This window comes from Aquibium microcysteis (assembly GCF_014495845.1).
GTDB lineage: Bacteria > Pseudomonadota > Alphaproteobacteria > Rhizobiales > Rhizobiaceae > Aquibium > Aquibium microcysteis.
The window spans coordinates 4,550,339-4,571,041 of the sequence record NZ_CP061080.1; the positions used below are offsets into that span (position 1 = coordinate 4,550,339).

Annotated in this window: 21 protein-coding genes; 11 read left to right on the forward strand and 10 right to left on the reverse strand. The window is 67.7% G+C overall.

Annotated elements, in window-relative coordinates; translation table 11 throughout:
- Positions 1 to 2 precede the first annotated feature (2 nt).
- The 5 genes from IAI54_RS21310 (at position 3) to IAI54_RS21330 (ending at position 6,558) form a co-directional block, all read left to right on the forward strand.
- The gene (locus tag IAI54_RS21310; RefSeq protein ID WP_187969094.1) at positions 3 to 869 is read left to right on the forward strand and encodes an aromatic ring-hydroxylating oxygenase subunit alpha; all 867 of its coding nucleotides are present in this window, start codon (positions 3 to 5) and stop codon (positions 867 to 869) included.
- A gap of 62 nt (positions 870 to 931) precedes the next feature.
- Positions 932 to 4,033, forward strand: a complete 3,102-nt coding sequence (locus IAI54_RS21315) for a molybdopterin cofactor-binding domain-containing protein (protein ID WP_187969095.1) — start codon at positions 932 to 934, stop codon at positions 4,031 to 4,033.
- Positions 4,030 to 4,542, forward strand: a complete 513-nt coding sequence (locus tag IAI54_RS21320) for a (2Fe-2S)-binding protein (protein ID WP_187969096.1) — start codon at positions 4,030 to 4,032, stop codon at positions 4,540 to 4,542. The genes IAI54_RS21315 and IAI54_RS21320 overlap by 4 nt, the downstream gene beginning before the upstream one ends.
- Positions 4,539 to 6,041, forward strand: coding sequence for an aldehyde dehydrogenase family protein (locus IAI54_RS21325; protein ID WP_187969097.1), 1,503 nt, complete (start codon positions 4,539 to 4,541; stop codon positions 6,039 to 6,041). The genes IAI54_RS21320 and IAI54_RS21325 overlap by 4 nt, the downstream gene beginning before the upstream one ends.
- 316 nt (positions 6,042 to 6,357) lie before the next feature.
- Positions 6,358 to 6,558 (forward strand): hypothetical protein, encoded by a 201-nt coding sequence (locus IAI54_RS21330; RefSeq protein ID WP_187969098.1) that lies wholly within the window; start codon positions 6,358 to 6,360, stop codon positions 6,556 to 6,558.
- A 58-nt stretch (positions 6,559 to 6,616) separates the two neighbouring features.
- Here IAI54_RS21330 and IAI54_RS21335 read toward each other — a convergent pair whose 3' ends face one another.
- Complete coding sequence (locus IAI54_RS21335) at positions 6,617 to 7,438, reverse strand: universal stress protein (protein WP_187969099.1); 822 nt, start codon at positions 7,436 to 7,438, stop codon at positions 6,617 to 6,619.
- A 151-nt stretch (positions 7,439 to 7,589) separates the two neighbouring features.
- On the opposite strand from IAI54_RS21335, the gene IAI54_RS21340 reads away from it, so the two are divergent.
- The gene (locus tag IAI54_RS21340; protein WP_187969100.1) at positions 7,590 to 8,324 is read left to right on the forward strand and encodes a GntR family transcriptional regulator; all 735 of its coding nucleotides are present in this window, start codon (positions 7,590 to 7,592) and stop codon (positions 8,322 to 8,324) included.
- Between the two features lie 12 nt (positions 8,325 to 8,336).
- Here the strand turns inward: IAI54_RS21340 and IAI54_RS21345 are convergent, their stop codons facing one another.
- Positions 8,337 to 9,926: a peptide chain release factor 3 gene (locus tag IAI54_RS21345; RefSeq protein WP_187969101.1), complete on the reverse strand. Its 1,590-nt coding sequence runs from the start codon at positions 9,924 to 9,926 to the stop codon at positions 8,337 to 8,339.
- Positions 9,927 to 10,148: 222 nt separating this feature from the next.
- Here IAI54_RS21345 and IAI54_RS21350 point away from each other — a divergent pair, with 222 nt between their 5' ends.
- Positions 10,149 to 11,027: an alpha/beta hydrolase family protein gene (locus tag IAI54_RS21350; RefSeq protein ID WP_187969102.1), complete on the forward strand. Its 879-nt coding sequence runs from the start codon at positions 10,149 to 10,151 to the stop codon at positions 11,025 to 11,027.
- 167 nt (positions 11,028 to 11,194) lie between these two features.
- Here IAI54_RS21350 and IAI54_RS21355 read toward each other — a convergent pair whose 3' ends face one another.
- The 4 genes from IAI54_RS21355 to IAI54_RS21370 form a co-directional block, all read right to left on the reverse strand.
- Entirely contained in the window at positions 11,195 to 12,049 is an 855-nt protein-coding gene (locus IAI54_RS21355) for an SDR family NAD(P)-dependent oxidoreductase (protein WP_235679130.1), read from the reverse strand.
- A 71-nt stretch (positions 12,050 to 12,120) separates the two neighbouring features.
- A complete protein-coding gene (locus IAI54_RS21360) occupies positions 12,121 to 12,858 on the reverse strand; it encodes a pentapeptide repeat-containing protein (RefSeq protein WP_187973282.1) in 738 nt (245 codons plus the stop codon).
- Positions 12,859 to 12,928: 70 nt separating this feature from the next.
- On the reverse strand, positions 12,929 to 13,768 hold the full coding sequence (locus tag IAI54_RS21365; RefSeq protein WP_187969103.1) for a class II glutamine amidotransferase: 840 nt from the start codon (positions 13,766 to 13,768) through the stop codon (positions 12,929 to 12,931).
- Between the two features lie 7 nt (positions 13,769 to 13,775).
- On the reverse strand, positions 13,776 to 13,988 hold the full coding sequence (locus IAI54_RS21370; protein WP_187969104.1) for a DUF6356 family protein: 213 nt from the start codon (positions 13,986 to 13,988) through the stop codon (positions 13,776 to 13,778).
- A gap of 104 nt (positions 13,989 to 14,092) precedes the next feature.
- On the opposite strand from IAI54_RS21370, the gene IAI54_RS21375 reads away from it, so the two are divergent.
- The gene (locus IAI54_RS21375) at positions 14,093 to 14,563 is read left to right on the forward strand and encodes an Lrp/AsnC family transcriptional regulator (RefSeq protein WP_187969105.1); all 471 of its coding nucleotides are present in this window, start codon (positions 14,093 to 14,095) and stop codon (positions 14,561 to 14,563) included.
- Positions 14,564 to 14,573: 10 nt separating this feature from the next.
- Here the strand turns inward: IAI54_RS21375 and IAI54_RS21380 are convergent, their stop codons facing one another.
- From IAI54_RS21380 to IAI54_RS21390, 3 genes are all read right to left on the reverse strand, one after another.
- Positions 14,574 to 16,100, reverse strand: a complete 1,527-nt coding sequence (locus tag IAI54_RS21380; RefSeq protein ID WP_187969106.1) for a DHA2 family efflux MFS transporter permease subunit — start codon at positions 16,098 to 16,100, stop codon at positions 14,574 to 14,576.
- Positions 16,101 to 16,175: 75 nt separating this feature from the next.
- Entirely contained in the window at positions 16,176 to 17,288 is a 1,113-nt protein-coding gene (locus IAI54_RS21385; RefSeq protein WP_235679132.1) for an HlyD family secretion protein, read from the reverse strand.
- A 41-nt stretch (positions 17,289 to 17,329) separates the two neighbouring features.
- Positions 17,330 to 17,839: a MarR family winged helix-turn-helix transcriptional regulator gene (locus IAI54_RS21390; protein ID WP_187973283.1), complete on the reverse strand. Its 510-nt coding sequence runs from the start codon at positions 17,837 to 17,839 to the stop codon at positions 17,330 to 17,332.
- Positions 17,840 to 18,062: 223 nt separating this feature from the next.
- On the opposite strand from IAI54_RS21390, the gene dut reads away from it, so the two are divergent.
- The 3 genes from dut to IAI54_RS21405 are packed head-to-tail and all read left to right on the forward strand — an operon-like array spanning position 18,063 to position 20,051.
- Positions 18,063 to 18,518, forward strand: a complete 456-nt coding sequence (gene dut, locus IAI54_RS21395; RefSeq protein WP_187969108.1) for a dUTP diphosphatase — start codon at positions 18,063 to 18,065, stop codon at positions 18,516 to 18,518.
- On the forward strand, positions 18,515 to 19,210 hold the full coding sequence (locus IAI54_RS21400) for an HAD family hydrolase (RefSeq protein ID WP_420838238.1): 696 nt from the start codon (positions 18,515 to 18,517) through the stop codon (positions 19,208 to 19,210). Before dut ends, IAI54_RS21400 begins: the two co-directional genes overlap by 4 nt.
- A 34-nt stretch (positions 19,211 to 19,244) precedes the next feature.
- On the forward strand, positions 19,245 to 20,051 hold the full coding sequence (locus IAI54_RS21405; protein WP_187969109.1) for an isocitrate lyase/PEP mutase family protein: 807 nt from the start codon (positions 19,245 to 19,247) through the stop codon (positions 20,049 to 20,051).
- A 22-nt stretch (positions 20,052 to 20,073) separates the two neighbouring features.
- Here IAI54_RS21405 and IAI54_RS21410 read toward each other — a convergent pair whose 3' ends face one another.
- Entirely contained in the window at positions 20,074 to 20,598 is a 525-nt protein-coding gene (locus IAI54_RS21410; RefSeq protein WP_187969110.1) for an META domain-containing protein, read from the reverse strand.
- Positions 20,599 to 20,703 lie beyond the last annotated feature (105 nt).

Genomic DNA, 20,703 nt, shown 5'->3' on the forward strand with positions numbered 1-20,703 from the left:
CCATGAAGACCACCGACAGGGCAGCCCTCGACGACTGGTACGCCGTGGAGACGGCTGCCGACCTGACCGCAACACCGGTGCGTACGCGCCTGCTGGGGCAGGACATCGAGCTGTTTCGCGACGCAGCCGGCGCGCCCGTGATCCGCGAGATCCTCGACGACGGCGGCCGCGGCCCGGCGTTGCCGGTCGAGGAGCGTTATGGCTGCGTCTTCACCACGCTCGGCCGTCCGAACCGCGGCATCGTCGAGATCGCCGAGGCGGCCGAGCCGGACCGCCGCTTCGTGCCCTGCGGCTGGGTGACGATGCGCGCCTCCGGCCTGCGCGTGGTCGAGAACTTTCTCGACATGGCGCATTTCCCCTTCGTCCACACCGACATTCTCGGTTCCGAACCGCACACCGAGGTGCCGCACTATCTGAGCGAGATCCGCCGCGACGTCGACGAGGTCTGGGCGACCAACTGCACCTTCTTCCAGCCGCGCATCGCCGCCACCGAGGACAAGGGCGACTACGTGCACCTGACCTATCGGGTGCCGAGTCCTTTCGTGGTGATGCTCTACCGCGTCTGCCCAACCGCGCCCGATCGGCTCGATGCCATCGCGCTGTTCATCCAGCCGCTGGAGGAAGATCTCTGCCGTGCCCAGCCGGTGATGTACCTCGTCGATTCCGTCTCCACCCAGACCGCCCTGCTGCGCTTCGAACAGGTGATCTTCCTGCAGGACCGCATCATCGTGGAAAACCAGCGGCCGCTGCTCCTGCCGCTGGAGCCCCGGGCGGAAATCCCGACACGCGCCGACTCCTCCTCGATCGCCTATCGCCGCTGGCTGAAGGAGAAAGGCCTCCGCTTCGGCACGACGGCGGGTGCCGCGTGACGCTCGCCGTCCTCCCTGCACCCGGCCTGCGTCGTCCGCGAACGACCGAAGAGGCGCTCGTCATGGCAGCGGAGCCGGGCGCGCGCTGCGTCGCCGGCGGCACGTCGCTTCAGCTCGAATGGGCGCGGGGCGAGCCGAAGCCCTCCCGCATGATCGATCTCGGCGCCTTGGCAGACCTGCGCGGTGTGTCGTCCGACGGTGCGCGCCTGCGGATCGGCGCCCTGACGCCGCTCGCCCATCTCCTGCGGGATGCGACGGTCGGCGCCTGTCTTCCTCTTCTGGCCGCAGCGATCCGTACGACGGCCGGACCGGCGGTGCGCACGCTCGCCACCATCGGCGGCAATGTCGCCAGCGGCACCGGGTGCCTCATACCGGCCTTGCTCGCGCTCGATGCCCACGCCTGCGTCGCCACCGAGGCGGGATCGTCCATGCTGCCGCTGGCCTCCTTCCTGCGTCGGCCCTTCACTGGACCCGTCCTGCTGCAGGCGCTGTCGGTTCCGGCGCAGCCTCGGGGGAACCGCTGGATCTGGCGCAAGATCGGCCTGCGCGCGGCATTCAGCCCCGGAATCATTTCTGCGGCAGGCCTGCTCGACGTGCCGGACGGTCGTGTGGTCGCGGCGAGGCTCGCCGTCGGCAGCGGCATCGTCGCGCCATCGCGCCTGTCGCAGTCGGAATCGATTCTCCAGAACGCCCGGCTCGACGATATCGACTGGACGGAACTCCATGACGTGCTGGTCGAATCCATCGATGCGCCCGGAGATGCCTTCCGGTCGGCCCGCTATCGCAGGATGGTGGCCGCGAAGGCTCTGGTCCATGGGCTGCATGGTCCTGACGCGTCAGCGACGCCTGCAGAAAAACGTCAGTATTCACTTACAAAAAGGGTGGCGCCTTCAGGCGAGCTGCAGCTTTCGCGCGCGCAGGCAGGTGACCGGTGGCAGGTCCGACCCGACGGTCCGGACAAGATCGCCGGCCGCCTGCACTACCTGACCGACCGCCGCGAACCGGGCATGCTGGTGGCCCGGATCAAGCGCGCCGGCCTTCCGCACGCCCGCATCCTGTCGATCGATACGGCGGCGGCCGAGGCTTTGCCGGGCGTCGCCGCCGTCGTCACCCACCGCGACGTCGCCGGGCAGAATGCCTTCGGCATCGTGATGCAGGACCAGCCGGCGCTGTGCTTCGACACGGTGCGTCACGTCGGCGACGCGGTGGCAGCGGTCGCCGCCATCGACGCCGAGACCGCCGCCCGCGCGCTCGACCTGATCGAAGTGGCCTACGAGCCGCTTCCGCTGGTCGACGATCCGAAGGCCGCCCTGCAGGACGACGCGCCGACGGTGCACGCCGGCGGCAATCTGCGCACGGACTTGGGCCTGACGCGCGGCGACGTCGAGGCCGGTTTCCGGATGGCGGCGCATGTGGTCGAGGACGTCTACGTGACGCCGCGCCAGATGCACGGCTTCATGGAGACCGAGGGCGGCTTCGCGACGGTGGAGCCCGACGGCACGCTTTTCGTGGCGGCCGGCGGCCAGCACGGTGCCCGCGACCGCATGCAGCTCGCGCGCATCCTCGGCCGGCCGGAGGAGACGATCCGTGTCGTCACCTCGCCGACCGGCGGCGCCTTCGGCGGCAAGGACGAACTCTCCGTCCAGCCGGCGCTGGCGCTGCTCGCGTTGAAGACGGGAAAGCCGGTGCGCATCCAGCTCGACCGCGCCGAAAGCGTGCTCGCCGGCCAGAAGCGCAACCCGATGACGATCCGCATGCGCACGGGCTGTGACGCCGAGGGGCGACTGGTCGCGCAGGAGGTCGAGGTGCTGGCCGACGCCGGCGCCTATGCCTCGCTTGGACCCGGCGTGCTCGAGACCGCGCTCGAACATGCCTGCGGTCCCTATCTCGTCGACAATGTGCGTACCCGCGGCCGGCTCGCCTACACCAACAACGGCGTCTGCGGCGCCTTCCGCGGCTTCGGCGCGAACCAGATGACCTATGCCGTCGAATGCCAGATGGACCGGCTGGCGGCGGCGGCCGACCTGGATCCCTTCGCGATCCGCGCCCGCAACATGCGCCGCCCCGGCATGAAGGGCTATCTCGGCCAGACGGTGTCCGGGTCGGAGCGGCTCGACGAGATGCTGGCGGCGGCGATGGCCGATCCGCTCTGGAGCAAGCCGCGAGGGCCGTCGGCGGACGGGGCCGAGGTCGTCGGCACCGGCTGGGCGCTCGCCTACCAGGGCAACGGCCTCGGCACGCTGCCGCCTGACCCGGCCGGCGGGGCGCTGAGGCTTTCGCCCGACGGGGCGATCGAGGCGCTCTACGGGCTCGACGAGATGGGCCAGGGCCTGCTGACGTCGATCCAGGGCGCGGTGGCGCAGGCGCTGGGCTGCGCGCGCGCCGACGTGCGGCCGGTGACCGGCGATACCGGAGCAGCACCCGACTCCGGTTCCACCACGGCGAGCCGCGGCACCTATGTCGTCTGGCGCGTCGCCGAGACGACGGCGAAGCCGCTGGCCGAGGCGCTCTGCCGTGCCGCGGGCCGGCTGCTCGGGCGAGACCCGTCGTCGCTCGCCGTGGCGCCAGGCGGCATCGCCGAACGCGGATCGAACAGCGGCGAACTCGCCATCTCCTTTGCCGACCTCGCCCGCGCCCTGCCCGCCGAAGACCTGCCCTTCGCCGGCACCAGCTTCGAATTTCCGAAGTCCGACGTCTTTACCGGCAACGCCCGGTTGATCTTCGCCAACGGCGCGGTGGTCGCGCGTGTCGCGGTGAACCGGATCACCGGCCAGGTGCGTGTCCTCGACCTGAACCAGCATACCGCGGCCGGTCCGATGCTCGATCTGGCGGCCTATCTCGGTCAGCTGGAAGGGGGAGGCGTCCAGGCGCTGGGCTTCACGCTGACCGAGGATGCGACGATGCGGGGAGGCCGGCATGACGCCACGAATCTCGACGGCTACATGATGCCCGGCATAGCCGATGCGCCCGAAACCATGGCGTGTTTCGCTCTGGAGGATCTCGATCCCGGCGATCCGTTCGGCCCGCGCGGCACCGGCGAACTGGGACTCGCTGCCGTTTCCCCAGCCATCGCCAATGCGGTGGCGGATGCGACAGGCCACTGGCCGGCCGTGGCGCCGTTCGATCCGGAGTGGATGCTGGACCGGCTGGGAGATGCGCGATGAGCGGGCTGGACGACATCGCCGTCACCATTCGTCTCAACGGCGAGCCGCGAAATCTCCTCGCGCCGGCCGACAGGCGGCTGATCGACTGTCTGCGCGACGATCTGGCCCTCGTCGGCGCCAAGAAGGGCTGCGCGGTCGGACGCTGCGGTGCCTGTACCGTGCTGCTCGACGGCGAACCTGCCAATGCCTGCCTGCTGATGCTCTGGCAACTCGACGCGCGCGACGTCGTCACGCCGGAGGGGCTCGATGCGGACGAGGATGCGGTCATTCTCCGCGAGGCGCTCGCGGCCGAGAACGCGTTTCAGTGCGGGTACTGCGCGCCGGGGTTCGTCATGGCGCTGCTGGCGCTGCTGCGCCGCGATCCCCTCGCCAGCGACGCCGACATCCGCGCGGGGCTCGAAGGCAACATCTGCCGTTGCACCGGCTATCATTCCATCATCAGGGGCGCGCGCAGAGCCGCAGAGGCGCTGCACGCCGCACGTGCCGATCCCACCGGAGAATCCGCATGAACGTCCACGTACAGCCGGCGCAGCCAGGAGATGCGGCGCGGGCGTTTCTCGACCGGGCCGACAAACAGATCCTCATCGGCGGCGCATGGCGCGACGCGTCGGACAAAGGGCGCTTCGAGACCTTCGATCCGGCGAACGGTGCTTTCTTGGCACGGCTGGCGCAGGCGACCGAGACGGACGTCGACGACGCTGTCGCCGCCGCCCGCGCAGCCTTCGAGAGCGATGCATGGCGTGGCATGACGCCCTCTTCGCGCGGGAAGCTGCTCTGGCGCATCGCAGACCTGATCGACCGCCATGCGGATGAACTCGCCGAGCTCGAGGTGCTCGACCAGGGCAAGCCGTTGAAGACGGCGCGGCTGGGAGAGATACCGGCATCGGCCGATCAGTTCCGGTATTTTGCCGGTTATGCGAACAAGATACTCGGCTCGACGATCCCCACGTCGATCGCGCATCAGCCGGCTGGCCGGAAAATCTTCGCCTATACCAGTCGTGAACCGATCGGCGTGGTTGCGGCGATCACGCCCTGGAACTCGCCTCTGCTGATGGCCGCCATGAAACTCGCGCCGGCGCTGGCCGCGGGCTGCACCGTCGTGCTCAAGCCTGCCGAGGAAACCTCGCTGACGGCCCTGCGGCTCGGCGAAATCCTCGTCGAGGCAGGGCTGCCCGCAGGCGTCGTCAACATCCTGACCGGCCTCGGCGAAACCGTCGGTGCGGCGCTGACGGCGCATCCGGGTGTCGACAAGGTCGCCTTCACCGGCTCGACCGAGGTCGGGAAGCTCATCGTCGGCGCGGCGCGCGGCAACCTGAAGAAGCTGACGCTGGAACTCGGCGGCAAGTCGCCGGCGATCGTGCTGCCGGACGCGGAGATGGAACTGGCGGTTCCCGGCATTGCGCGAGGCATTTTTGCCAATGCCGGTCAGGTCTGCGTCGCCGGCTCGCGCGTCTATGCCCATCGCTCCGTCTGCAACCGCCTCGTCGAGGGTCTGGTCAAGGAAGCCCGTGCGCTCCGGCTCGGCCACGGCCTCCATGCCGATACAGACCTGGGGCCGCTCGTCAGCACCGGACAGGCCGCGCGTGTCGCCGCCTATGTCGCCGACGGATCGGCCGAAGGGGCCGAGATCGTTTCGGGCGGCGTCCAGGACGGTGCTTTCTTCACGCCCACGGTCGTCACCGGCGCGACGGCTTCCATGCGCATGATGCGGGAAGAGATCTTCGGCCCGGTGGTTGCCGTCACCCCCTTCGACACGGTCGATGAAGCCCTGTCACTGGCCAACGACACGCCCTACGGCTTGGCTGCAAGCGTCTGGACCCGTGATCTGTCGGCTGCACACCTGACCGCTGCCCGCATCCGCGCCGGAACCGTGTGGATCAACTGTCATTCCTATTTTTCGCCAGAACTGCCCAAGGGTGGCCACAAGCAGTCCGGCTGGGGGTACGAGAACGGCGCGCAGGGTCTCGAAAACTATCTGGAGACCAAGACCGTATGCGCTCTGCTGTGAGGTCTCCGACGCCGCCTCCCGGATTTCGGACCGAAGTCGAAAGCCCGCGGCGGGCAATCCGCATCATCGAAGCAGGCGCGGGGAATCTGCGTCCGCGAGCCGTACCCACGACAAATCCGCAGATGTCCCTGCTGATGGGATTGCCCTTTCTTTAGAACGACATCCGTGCGGGTTTTTCGTCAGGAGCGTCCACGGAACCGGACGGGTGACGAATTGACGTGACGTGACGCTGCGTCAATGATCCCGAAAGGCTTCTGTACTATACCGGACGTCGCCACCGGTGCAGGTGGCTCCGTTTGGGATGGATGGAGCGGACATGATGATTTCGCCGGCGACCGCCCTCGACGACGTTCTCGACTCACTGGAAGCCGAACTGGCGAGCTTCAGCAATCCCGGCATCCCGACCGGGCCGGACCGGCCGGACCTGCCCCGGACAACCGACTTGCCTGCCATCGCCAATGACGATCTGCCGGATTCTCCGACCCACTTCGTCATCGCCGCCTATCGAGCCTGCTGAGCGAGGTGCCGAGCGTCCGCACCGGCGATTCGTCCGTAGGTGAGTCGGCCGGCGCCGATCAGTTCGAGAACAGCCGGTTGGTCGAGCTGGCCTCGATAAGGCGCCGCGTTACGCCGCCGAAGGCCCATTCACGCAACCGGCTGTGACCATAACCACCCGAAACCACGAGATCGGCGCCCATCTCGAAGGCGGCCGTCGAGAGCGTGTCGCCGAACTCCTCGTCGGCAGGCATGAGGCAATCCGCGCGGGCGGTCACGCCATGCGCCGCGAGGAAGGCCACGACATCGGCAAGGCTCTGTCGGGCGTGATGCCGGTCGTCTTCCTCAACGGTGACGACCGCCACTTCGCGCGCCGTCTTCAGGAAGGGCATCGCGTCAACGACCGCGCGCCTCGCTTCGCGTGTGTCCTTCCAGGCCACCAGGACCCGGTCTCCCTTCAGGGCAGCGTGGTTCCTGGTCGCGACGAGCACCGGCCGACCGGCGGACAGGATGAGTGCACCGAGATCGACCGCGCGATAGCCATCGCGCCCGTACCGGTCGTCGCGGGGACCGGTCACGATCAGGTCGCCCCGTCGTGCCATTTCGGTCAGGCTGCGTGTCGGGTCGCCAACCAGCCCGTGGAAGGGAGCGTCGATACCGGCAGTTTCCGCGAAGACACGTGCCGTTTCGTCGAGACGCGCCTGTATCTCCTCGGTCTCGCGCCGGACGAGCTCGCCGGCAACGATCGCACCGTCCATGGGCGCGACTGCCGGATGAGGCTGCGCGGCGCTGAAGCCGATCAAGGCCGCATCGAAACGGCGCGCGATCTCCCTGGCGAAGCGTATTCGGGGTTCGTTCGCCCCGTCGATATCGATCTGGACGAGGATGCTGCGGTAGCTCATGGGAAAGATCCTCCGTTTCGGTGCAAGAGGAGCACCCGGCGAAGGTCTTCACATTGATGCCGGTCAATCGCCACGGACTGCCACTGGCGAGACCAAATGGCGCTTGCGGGCGGCGTGGTGTATACATTCTGCCTCTGAACGAGGGGATAAGATGGACCAGTCGGCCAACACACACGCCACCCGGGCGCTCATCGAACTGCGCAAGAAGATCATTTCGGGCGACCTGCCGGGGGGCATGCGCCTGTTCGAAGTGCCGCTGGCCGAGGATCTGAAGATCTCGCGCACGCCCGTTCGCGAAGCCATGTCGAGGCTGGCCGAGGAGGGACTGCTCGACCGCGTGCGCGGCGGCGGTTTCATCGTTCGCTCCTTTGCGATGTCGGACGTCATCGACGCGATCGAACTGCGCGGCGTGATGGAGGGCACGGCGGCACGGCTGGCGGCCGAACGCGGAGTCGAGCCGGATGCGCTGGAGAGCATCACCGAATGCGTGCGGCTTCTCGATGCTTGCTTCGGCGCGGGTCCGGGCCATGTCGACTTCGACGCCTACGAAACGCTGAACGCCCGTTTCCACCGCGAACTCGCCGCGCTCTGCGGCAGCGAGACCGTTCGTCGCGAAGTCGAGCGGGCGTCGCGCCTTCCCTTCGCCTCGCCTTCGGCCTTCCTGCCCAACCGCGCCGACATCGATGCCTTCCGCCGGTCGCTGACCGGCGCGCAGGAACAGCACCGCGCGATCGTGTCGGCGATTGCCGCCCGCGAAGGCTCCCGCGCCGAGGCGCTCGCCCGGGAGCACGCCCGCACGGCCCGCCACAATCTCGAATACATCCTCGTCAAGGACAGGAGTCTCATCAAGCGCGTGCCGGGTCTGGCCCTGGTCGTCACCGGCTGAGGCCTGCCCGCCTCACGCCGCGTCGCGCACCTGGTAGTCCTTGATCGAGGCGAAACGGATCTGCTTCCAGCGCTCGGCCTCGTATCGGAGCCCGAACTCGTGCGGGGCGAGAAAGACCGGGTCGTTGTCGAGATCGCGGGCGATGTCGCCGCGATGGCTCTCCACGAAGCGCTCGAGGTCGGCCTTGGTGTCGGCGGAAATCCAGCGGCAGACCGAGAAGCGCGCCATTTCGAACTCGACGGGCAGCCCGTATTCGGCGTTGAGCCGCTCCTTCAGCACGTCGATCTGCAGCGCACCGACGACGCCGACGATCGCGGGCGATCCGTCCTCGGGCGAGAACAGCTGCACCACGCCTTCCTCGGCCATCTGCTGCAGCGCGTCCTTCAGCTTCTTGGCCTTCATCGGGTCGCCGAGCCGGACGCGGCGGAGGATCTCGGGTGCGAAGTTGGGCACGCCCCGAAACAGGAATTCCTCGCCCTCGGTCAGCGTATCGCCGATCCGCAGCGTGCCGTGGTTGGGAATGCCCACCACGTCGCCGGCATAGGCCTCGTCCGCGGTGATGCGCGAGCGCGCGAAGAAGAACTGCGGGGCGGACAAGCTCATGGGCTTTCCCGTGCGCACGAGCTTCGCCTTCATGCCGCGCTTCAGCTCGCCCGAGCAGACCCGGACGAAGGCGATGCGGTCGCGGTGGTTCGGATCCATGTTGGCCTGGATCTTGAAGACGAAGGCGCTCATGGCCGGTTCCGTCGCCTCGACCGTGCGCGTATCGGCCTCCTGCGCCCGCGGCGGCGGCGCCCAGTCGCCCAGCGCTTCGATCAGGTCGCGCACCCCGAAATTGCGCAGCGCCGAACCGAAGAAGACCGGGGTGAGGTGGCCTTCCCGGAAGGCGGCGAGGTCGAAGGGCCGGCAGGCTTCGCGGGCAAGCTCCAGTTCCTCGATGAAGGCTTCGCGCTCGTTCTCTGGAAGCAGCCCGGCAACGCGGTTGGAGTCGGGGCCGTTGACCTTGGTGCGCTCTGCTTCAGCGTCGCCGTGGCGGATGGCGTTCTGCGCCAGATGGTAGGTTCCGGAGAAGGTCTTGCCCTGGCCGATCGGCCAGGTGATGGGGGCGGTGTCGAGCGCCAGCTTTTCCTCGATTTCGTCCAGAATCTCGAAGGTGTTGCGCGCCTCGCGGTCCATCTTGTTGACGAAGGTGACGATCGGAATGTCGCGCAGGCGGCAGACCTCGAACAGCTTCAGCGTCCGCGGCTCGATGCCCTTGGCCGCATCGATGACCATCACCGCGCTGTCGACCGCCGACAGCGTGCGATAGGTGTCGTCGGCGAAATCTTCGTGTCCGGGCGTGTCGAGCAGGTTGAAGACGTTGTCGCCATATTCGAACGTCATCACCGAGGTGACGACCGAAATGCCGCGCTCGCGCTCTATCTTCATCCAGTCCGACCGGGTCTGGATCTTGTCCTTTTTCGCCTTCACCTCGCCGGCGAGCTGGATCGCGCCGCCGAACAGGAGCAGCTTCTCAGTGAGGGTGGTCTTGCCGGCGTCCGGATGCGCGATGATCGCGAAGGTGCGGCGGCGAGCCACCGCCTGTTCGATGCTGTCTGCCATGAATGAGGATGTCCGTTGATGCGCGGGCTTATAGCCGCGCAGCACCGGGGTGTCGAACGGGAATTTCTCGGCGTCGCCAGGTCTCGGCTTATCCGGTCGCGATTCGTCGATTCCTCTGCTGGACGCCGGACGGTCAAGTTCGATCTTTACGCCGCCTGCGGATGCGCAGACAGTTGCATCGCCGCTAGCGCGGACCAGATCGTCGAACTCCGGAGAATCGCCATGCTCGCACGCCTCGTTCTGACCGCCGCTCTCTTGTCCGTTCCCGTGTTCGCCCGGGCAGCGGAGGAGCGCGTGACCTTCTCCGTCGGCGGCATGACCGTGGTCGGAACGCTGAACATGCCGGAGGGAGTCGCGAACCCGCCGGCGGTCCTCCTGCTTCACGGCTTCACGGGAAGCCGCGACGAACTGGAGATTCCGTCCGTGAAGGAAGGCATCTATGCCCGCGCGGCGCGTCTGTGGTCGGCCGAGGGCATCGCCAGCCTGCGGATCGACTACCGGTACAATGGCGACAGCGACGGCGAGTTCGCCGATTCCACCCTCGAGGCGCATATCGCCGACGGCCTCGCCGCGCTGGACTGGCTGGCGCGTAGCGGCCGCGTCGATCCCAGCCGGCTGGGCCTGGTCGGCTGGAGCATGGGCGGTGCGGTCGGAGCCGCCGTGGCGGCGCGCGCCGGCGAGACCCTCGACGCCGTCGCGCTCTGGGCGCCCGGAACGAACATGGCCTCGGCCATCGCGCTCATGTTCGGGGCGGAGAAGTTCAAGGAAGGGCTGGCCGCGAAGGATCAGCCGGTGACGGTGACGCTGCCCTGGGGCGCCGAGATCGCCCTCAAGTCGGGCTTCTTCGAGAGCCTCTATGCGGTCGATCCCGTCGCCGAGATCACCCGCTACTCGGGACCACTTTTCGTCGCCGTCGGCACGAAGGACGACGTGGTGTACCCGCAGCCCGTATCGGGACAGGTCCTGCTCGACTACCATACCGGTGACGAGGAACTGTTCGTGCGCGAGATGGACCACGTCTTCAACGCCTTCGCAGGCGTGGAGCAGGTGGACGAACTGATTGCAGCGACCGGAGCCTTCATCCGCAAGAACCTCGACTGACGGGTCTGCACCGCAGGCGGACATGGCGCGCCCGTTCGTGCGCCGCGCAATCGACTGAGGGCATTCCATCCCCACGGTCGAGAACCGCAAGACCGGTGACGCCGGCCGTCACCATCACGCCGCGCACGGTTTCGAGGCGCGGAACGTGCTCGCGCGACGGGGACCGTTCAATCCTGCCGGCCGTCTTCGCTGCGTGCCTGGTCGCGGTTGATCTGAGCCAGCGCCGTATCGGGTGTGATCCGGGCGGCGGCGGCGCGCAGCTTGTTGGCCGTCCCGCTCACCACCTGCGCGGAGCCCTTCATGAGGGCTTCGTATGCCTCCTTCGCCACGTCGGCCGGATCGTCCTTGGCGCCCTGGGCGATATTGGTGTCCTCCATGTCGGCGCTCTCGAAAAAGTCCGTTTCGGTGGCGCCAGGCATCAGGACCGTCACCGTCACGGGGGCGTGTTCGAGCTCGTTGCGGATCGCGAGTCCGAAGGACCGGAGGAAAGCCTTCGTCGCGGCGTAGATTGCCATGAATGGACCAGGGGACAGCGACACCAGCGAGGACGTGATGAGAATCCGGCCTTCTCCGCGCGCCAGCATGTCTCGCAGCACGAGCTTGACGAGATGAACCTGCCCGGAGACGTTGAGCTGGATCACCGACAGCTCATCATCGAGATCGGTCTCGGAGAACCTGCCGGCGACACCGCCGCCGGCATTCGCCGCCAGAACGGCGATCGGTCGCGCGCCCAGCGAACGATACAGACGATCCACGCCTTCGCGGGTCGAGAGGTCGGCGACCAATGTCTCGAAGCGGGCTGCAGGCACGTCTCCCTGGAGGCGCATGCGCGCCTCCTCGAGCTTCTCACGCCCGTCTGCTGCCATGATCACGTCGTGCCCGTTCAGGCCGAACTGGCGAGCAAGTTCTCGTCCGATCCCGCTCGAGGCACCGGTGACGAGAGCCAGGGGTCTTTCGGTTGCGTGCATAGGGGGTCTCCTTCGAGTCCCCCTGCCAACCGCGCCGCACCAGCCCAGTTCCACCTGTGCAACCCAACAAAACGTGAAGGAACACGTTGGGGCACCGCGCGAAGCCCGGGAGCGCGCCGTTCCGCCTAGTCGAATGTGCAGGGCCAGGTGGAAGGCATGCTGAGGCCGGCGGGCAATCTGGTCGCCGCGTCGCCACACGCAAGGTCCACCTGAGCCTGTGCAAGGCCGGTCGCGGCCGAGAGGTCGACGCCTTCGATGCGGGTGAGGAACATGAAGGCTCCGGCGAAGTCGGCGGGAGCGTCGACGATCGCGCCGGTGAACTGGGCGCGCGAGAGATTGGCATAGGCAAACCGCGCACCGCCGATCGAAGCGCCATCGAAGTCCGCGCGGCCGAGTTCGGCCTTCTCGAAATCCGCATTGGTGAGTTCGGCGCCCTTGAAGTCAGCCCGCTGCAGTTCGGCGCTGGAGAAGGTCGTCCCCGGGGCCACGATGCCGGCGAAGCTCGTGCGATACGCTTCCACCCGGGAGAAGTCGCTGCCCGTCGCGTCCGCGCCTGCCAGCGAGGACCGGATCAGCGTCGCCTTCTGCAGCTTCGCATTGGTGAGCGTCGTCGATCGGAGGTCGGTCATCGACAGATCCGTCCCGGTCAGGTTCGCGCCCGAAAGATTGGCGCCGCGGATCACGATGTTGCTCTTGTTGCAATCCTGCCAATCCGCCCCGGGTGCGGGCTGACTGCGGCAGTCGGCGGCCTTCGCGGGCGTGATGGCAGCGAGAGCCGGCAGCAAGGCCCAGACGGCAAGGAGCAGGATGACGGCGACGCCGGAAAGACCGCAGGCACCGGTCCGGCCGACAAAGCGAGGCATTTCCGGTGTCGACATGGTCAAGGCTCCGGTTCCGGCAGGCGCCGGCGGTTCCGGACGCTTCTGTCCGTACTTACACCGAACGGCGTCGCTGCGGAAGAAGCGCGCCGGCTCGCGGGAACACAAGTGCGAGCGCCGCTGGCTCGACTGTGAAAGGAGTGACGCTGATACCGTCCGGCGCGGCTTCGACGAAGCTGTCCGAGGGGATCGCCTGCCAGTCGGCGCACGCCCGGTCGAAAGGCTCCGACACAAGGCAGCGTCCGCCGGTCCGGAACGGCGCCGTGTAGAGCGTGGGCGCATGAGCGTCGGTCGCAAAGCGTACCGCATAAAGCCGGCGACCGTCGGAGAAGGCGGCAGTCAGACGGATCATCGGATCGATTCCCGCCCGGGCTGCGGCCTCGCGCACAGCGAGCACCGCGCGACGGGTCGCCCCGAGCGGGTCGTGATCGAGGCCCTCCTCGACCATCAGGAGGAAGAAGAGTTCCGAGTCCGTCGAGCCCTCCAGGGCTCCATAGGCCTCGTCGGACAGGCGCGTCTCGAGGGATCGCCGCAGCCGCTCGAAGCCGCCGATCTGGCCGTTGTGCATGAAGGACCAGCGTCCGTGCACGAAGGGGTGGCAGTTGGCGCGGCTGGTGGCGCCGCCCGTCGCGGCACGAACGTGGGCGAGGAAGAGACCGGAGCGGATCTGCCGGCAGAGACTCTTGAGATTGGGGTCGGACCAGGCGGGCAGAATGTCGCGGTAGAGGCCGGGTTCCGGCCGTTCACCATACCAGGCAAGCCCGAAGCCGTCGCCGTTCGTGGCGGTCTTTGCCTCCTGCGCGCTGTGGCTCTGGGCGATGAGCGAATGGCAGGGCGCGGTGACGATCTCCTCGAGAAAGACTTCTTCGCCCAGATAGGCGGCCCAGCGGCACATCGTCGGTCTACTTTCGTTTGTCGATCCGCTGGTGGAGCTCGCGGACGATTCGGCTGGCCGTAGTTTCGAAAAAGAAGGGTAAGAATGCGTGAACGAGCGCGGCACCGCCGGCCAGGAACAGGCGCGAGGCGAACCATGCGGCGAAACCCAAGTGGCCGAGATAGCTCTCTCCGACGGTGGCCGGATGCGCGGTGAAGAAATTCGCAAGGCGGGTCGACATGTGTTCCTCCGTGCAGTCGGGCATGGACCTTGTATCCTTCGATGCAGCGGAATTCATCCCAATCTGCCATTGCATCAGAGGCTACCTTGGGAGAAAATCCCAAGATGGCGGATGATATCGATACGACCGATCGACGGATACTCGCCGAGCTGCAGGTCGACGCTTCGCTGTCGGTCGAACAGCTCGCGGAGCGCGTGCACCTGTCGCGCAATGCCTGCTGGCGCCGCGTCAAGCTCCTGGAGGAGCGCGGCGTGATCCGCGCCCGCGTCGCGCTCGTCGATCCGGAGAAGCTCGGGTTCGGCCTCTCGGTGTTCATCCTGGTGCGCACCTCGCGCCATGAGCCGGACTGGCTGAGACAGTTCCGCGAAGCGGTGACCTCGCTGCCGGAAATCACCGGCGTCTACCGGATGTCGGGTGACCTCGACTACGTCCTGCGCGCCCGCGTCGCCGACGTGAAGGCTTACGACCGGCTCTACCAGCGCCTGATCGCGAAGGTACCGCTCAGCGACGTCTCGGCCTCCTTCGTGATGGAAGAGATCCGCGACACCACCGAGCTGCCCGTGCTGCTGCGCTGACTCCGCCTGCTCAGTCCATGTGGGCGGCAGCGGGCGCGGCGGCACCGGCGGAAGGCGGTTTGCGCAGGAAGACCACCAGCGGGATGGCGCAGAGCGTGACGATCATCATCAGCTTGAAGTCGTCGACATAGGCGATCATCAGTGCCTGCGCGTTGACCAGCTTGTCGACCTGGGAGAGGGCGGCAGGGTTGCCGGCGGCGGCGGCCGGATAGAGCGTTCCGAGCACCGGGTTGAACGGGTTGATGCCGGCCGACAGTTCGACATGGTTGATCTGGACGTTGCGCGTCAGCATCACCGTCACGATCGAGATGCCGATCGAGGAGCCGATGTTGCGGACGAGGCTGAACAGGCTTGCCGCGTCGGTGCGCTGGTGCGGCGCGAGCGTCGCGAAGGCGACCGTGGAGAGCGGCACGAAGACCAGCCCGAGGCCGAGGCCCTGGATCACGCCCGACAGGATGACGAGGTGATCGTCCATCTGCGGCGAGAACTGAGTCATGTCGTGCAGCGACCACGCCGTCAGCGCCAGGCCGGTCACCACCAGGAGCCGCGCGTCGACCAGCCGTACGAGCCGACCGACGAGGATCATCGAGATCATGGTGCCGACGCCGCGCGGCGCCATCACGAGCCCGGTCAGGATCGTCGAATGGTTGAACAGGTTCGACAGCATCGGCGGCAGCAGTGCCAGGCTGGCCAGCAGGATGATCCCGACGACGAAGATGAAGACCAGGCCGGCCACGAAGTTGCGGTCGGTGAAGATCGCGGGGTCGATGAAGGTGTCGCGTCCGGTCATCAGGTGGATGGCGAAGACCCAGAAGCCGGTGATGGCGAGGCCGAGCTCGATCCAGATCTCGGGAGAGGAGAACCAGTCCACCTCGCCGCCGCGGTCGAGCATCAGCTGCAGCGCGCCGACGCCGAGCGCGAGCATGGCGAATCCGAAGAAGTCGAAGCGGCGCAGCCGCTGCGCGATCCGGGGGAGGTAGGCAGCGCAGCCGAGGAAGGCGACGATGCCGACCGGCAGGTTGATGAAGAACACCCAGCGCCAGTCGAGCGTCTCGGTCAGCCAGCCACCGAGCGTCGGGCCGATGATCGGGCCGACCATGATGCCGGCGCCCCACATCGCCATGGCCGAGCCGTGCCGCTCCTTCGGGTTGATGTCGAGCAGGAAGGTCTGCGACAGCGGCACGATCGCCGCACCGAACAGGCCCTGCAGCAGGCGGAAGAACACCATGGATTCGAGGTTCCACGACAGGCCGCAGGCCATCGACGTGACGGTGAAGCCGACGATCGCCGTGAGGAACAGCTCTCGCCGGCCGAGCCGGTCCGACAGCCAGCCGGTGACCGGCGTCATGATCGCGGCCGCGACGATGTAGGAGGTGAGCACCCAGGTGATCGTGTCCTGGCTCGCGCCGAGGTCGCCGGTCATGGTGGGCAGGGCGACGTTGGCGATGGTGGTGTCGAGCACCTGCATGATCGTCGCCAGCATGATCGACAGGGTGATCAGGCCGCGATGCGGCACCTCGGTGAATTTCGTGCTCATGGCGAAGTCTTTCCCGGCCGCGCCGCAGCGTCTTTCCGCTACGACGCAGCGGAAGAGAGTGCGACGGCCGTGCCGCTACTCGGCTGCGTGGACGGTACCGAACAGGGAGGCGAAGGCGGGCAGACCGCGCTCGACGCGGGTGTCCACTTCCACCGTGGCGCTCATGCCGGTGCGCAGCCGGCCTGCGATTTCATCGTCCTCCAGTTCAAGTCGCACGGGAACGCGCTGGGTCACCTTCACCCAGTTGCCGGTCGCGTTCTGCGCCGGCAGCAGCGAAAACTCCGCCCCGGTCCCGGCCCCGATCGATTGGACGGTCGCATGCAGCGGTACGTCGGGGAAGGCGTCGATACGAACCTCGGCCGCCTGGCCGACCCGCATGTGCGTCAGCTGCGTCTCCTTGAAGTTCGCCTCGATCCAGGGGTCGTCCGTTTCCACGAGCGTGAACAGGGACGTGCCGGGCGAGACCATCTGCCCCGGCTTGAACGAGGAGGCCTGCGAGACGACGCCGTCCGCTGGCGCACGCACGGTGGTGAGGCCGAGCTGCCAGGCCGCCTTGTCGCGCGCCGCCAGCGCGGCCAGCACCGTCGGGTGGCGGTCGGTCTCGATGTTCGGATCGCCACCCAGCGCGGCGCGGGCGCTGGCGATGCCCTGGCCGGCTGCCGCCTGCTGCTCACGCGCGGTGGCCAGATCGTGCCGGGCGGTGTCGAGGGCAGACTGCGTGCCGATGCCCTTGTCGGTCAGCGCCTTCTTGCGGTCGAGCTCGCTCTGCAGATAGACGACGGAATCCCGCGCGATCGCCTCCTGCGTAATTGCCTGGCCATAGGCGGCGCGCAGCTGTTCCACCTGCAGGCGCGCACCTTCCAGCGCGGCATTCGCCTGGTCGAGCGCGATGCGGTAGGGCTCGGGGTCGATGACGAACAGCGTCTCGCCTGAAGTGACCGCCATGTTCTCGACCACCTTCACCTCGGTCACCCGTCCGGCGATCTCCGCCGCCACCGTCACGCGGGGCTGGCGCAGACTGGCGTTCTCGGTCTCCTGGAAGCGACCGCCGGTGACCCAGACGTAGCCTCCTCCGCCGATCAGGGCCAGCGGCACCGAGAGCATCAGCAGCGTGCGCAGGCCGCGTCGCCGCCTGGGCGGAGCTGGCGCCGCCGCGGGAGCCGGTCGGCTCGCGTCCTTCATCGTCATGTCGATCGTCGCTGCGGCCGGGGTAGAATCAGTTCGGGCGTTCATGGTCTGGTACTTTCGGAGCTTTCGAAAACAGGCGTCGTCCGGCGGGGGTCGACGGTGCCGGACAGGCAGCCGGGTTCGCCATCGGCGACGTTGGTGCGGACCTGCTCCAGCGACGCGAGCAACTGCTGCCGCGCTTCGGGTGACAGGCCCGCCATTGCCTCTTCATAGATGTCCTCGACCATGCCCTTCACCTCGCCGAAGGCGTCGCGCGCCTTGCCGGTCGCGTAAATCACCCGCACGCGGCGGTCGGTGGCATGGGGACGGCGCTCGATCCAGCCGCCCTCCTCCATCCGGTCGAGCAGCCGTGAGACGCTGATCGGCTCGATGTCGAGAATTTCCGCCAGCCGCGCCTGCGGCACGCCCTCGTCTCGGATGAGGCGGAAGAGCAGCCGCCATTGCGCGGAGGACAAGCCCGTCCCGGCCGCGCGGGCGTCGAATCGCTTGCGCAGCAACCGCGCGATGTCGTGGATCAGGAAGCCCAGGCTGTGATGTCCGTCGGTTGTCATAAGCAAGATATATTATAAGCATGCTTATGAAAACAAGGGCGGAAGCCGTCCGCGGGCATGCAGCTTGCTCATGCCAGAGATGCAAAAAGGCACGTGCCTCCTTCCGAGGGCCGGCCACTCGATCGCGGCGGGGCGGGACAAAGGTCCCATCCGCTTCGGTCCGTCATGAGGAAGCATCGACCGATGGCCTTGACGGCCTTCGCACCTGAGGACAAAGGAGCGCATGCTCATCACCCTTCCCATCGTTCGCATGCCCCATGCGCAGGGCCTCGACCTGCCCGCTTATGAAACTGCCGGCTCCGCCGGGCTCGACCTGCGCGCCGCTATCGCCGAGGACCGCAAGCTGATCCTCCTGCCCGGGCGCCGCGTGCTCGTGCCGACCGGCCTCGTTCTCGAACTGCCGGAGGGGTATGAGGGTCAGGTTCGCCCGCGCTCCGGCCTCGCGCTGAAGCACGGCATCACCTGCCTGAACACACCCGGCACGATCGACAGCGATTATCGCGGCGAGGTGCAGGTGTTGCTGGTCAATCTCGGCGACGAGGACTTCGCCATCACGCGGGGCATGCGTATCGCCCAGCTGGTTATTGCTGCCGTCGCGCGCGCAAGGGTCGAGGAACGCAGCCTCGCCGGCTCGACGCCGCGCGGTTCAGGCGGCTTCGGCTCCACCGGAACCGGATGACGATGCGGCCCGGCCTCGTCATCTTCGACTGCGACGGGGTCCTGGTCGACACCGAGACGCTCTCCAACCGCCGCCTGGCCGAATGGCTGTGCGCGGCCGGCTACGACACGACCTATGAACGCTGCAGGCGGCAGTTCGTCGGCCGTTCGATGCGTTCGGTGAAGGAGGAGGTGGAGGCCTCCGGCGTCCTGCTCGGCGACGATTTCGTCGAACGCTGGAACGCGGGGCTGGCGGACCTCTTCGCGGACCGCGTCCAGCCGATCCCGCACGTCCGCAGTCAGGTGGAGGCGCTCCGCCGCGCCGGAATGCCCTACTGCGTCGCCTCCTCCGCGCGCATCACCAAGATGCATCTCACCCTCGGCGCGACGGGGCTGCTGCCGCTCTTCGAGGGCGTGCTGTTCAGCGCCTCGATGGTCGAGCGTGGCAAGCCCTTCCCAGATCTTTTCCTGCACGCAGCCGCGACCATGGGATTCGCGCCCGGAGACTGCGTCGTCATCGAGGACAGCGTGCCCGGCACCATCGCCGGCATTGCCGCCGGCATGCGCGTGCTCTCCTATTGTGGCGACCCGCAGGGAGACCGGGATGGTCTCGCTGCGGCCGGCGGCGAGCTGTTCGACGACATGCGGGAGCTGGCTGGAATGATCGGTCTGGGCCAGACCCACCCCTTTGCGGGCACCGTGGAACGCGCATAGTCTGCTTCCGACGATCGTTCGATGGAGGCACATCATGCGGGACGACAAGGGCGCGGTCTTCCGGGCGCTGCACGAACGGGCGGGCGCCTTCCTCATTCCCAACCCCTGGGACGTCGGCACGGCCAAATTCCTGGCCGCCCTGGGTTTCGAGGCGATCGCCACCACCAGCGCCGGCTATGCCTTCTCGCGCGGCCGGCCCGATGGCGGCGTGCCGTTCGACGAGATGATGGCTCATTGCAGGGAATTGGTCGCGGCCGTCGATCTGCCCGTCTCGGCCGATCTCGAGAAGGGGAAGGGCGATACGCCCGATTCGGCCGCCGAGACCGTCTTCGCTGCCGAAGCGGCGGGGCTCGCCGGGTGCTCGATCGAAGACTTTTCCGGTGACGAGGCGGATGCGATCTACGACTTCGGTCTGGCGGTGGAGCGCATTGCAGCGGCTGCGGATGCGGCCCGGGCGCTGAGGCGCGACTTCGTTCTGACAGCCCGTGCGGAAAACTTCCTGCATGGCAGACCCGACCTCGACGACACCATCCGGCGCCTGCAGGCTTTCGAGAAGGCCGGCGCCGATGTGCTCTATGCGCCCGGCCTGTCGACCATCGAGCAGGTGAAGACGGTCTGCTCCGCGATGACGAAGCCGGTGAACGTGCTGGCGATTCCGGGCTTCGCGATGTCCGCCCTCGTCGAAGCCGGCGTCAGCCGCGTCTCGCTCGGCTCCAAACTCACCACAGCCGCCTTCGGCGCCGTGGAAGCCGCCGCACGTGAGATGCTCGACCAGGGCACGTTCGAGTATGCGCGCAAAGGCACGTCCTTCGCGACGCTGCAGGCGCTGTTTTCCGCCTGACGCGGAGGCCGCGCCCGCCGTTTCACCGGCGTGCGATGACCAGCAGCGTGACGCCGGCCGCGTCCGAGAGCGTTCCCCGGTCGGCTTCGAGCGTGATCGCAACCGCGTCGGCGAGCGCCCGCGCGATCGCCTGTTCCGCCGCCATCACGGCCGGGTCGGAGCAGGCCATCCGTGTCATCATCGCCGGTCCTGCATACCATCTGGAACCCGACTGCGAGACAGTCGTCCGGATCCGGTTGCAGCCGGCCGTCGCCTGCGCGCCGCCGTCGGCGGCGATGTCAAGAATGGCGGCGGCCGCCAGGGCGCGCCCGAAGGGGACGTAGCCGCCGCTCGCTACGCCCGCCGCGCCGACGACGCGCCAGGAACCCGCGACGGCCTCGTCCACGCCCATCACTCGTTCGGTCGTCGTCGCCGCAGCGAGGAGGAAAGCGGTCGGGGCAGGTGGTGGGACCACACGGGCTCGCTCCGCCGAGGCCTCGACCGCCATGACACCGGCGATGCCCACCCCGAGGGTCAGGAAGACGGCGGCGAGTTGCGGAAGCTTCATGGTGGGTCCCTCGCTGTTGGCGATCGTGTCGACGTGACCTCGTCTTGCCGCGATGCGGCTGAACCGGACCTGAATGCCGTGATGTTGCGGTCACATCCGGGGCGC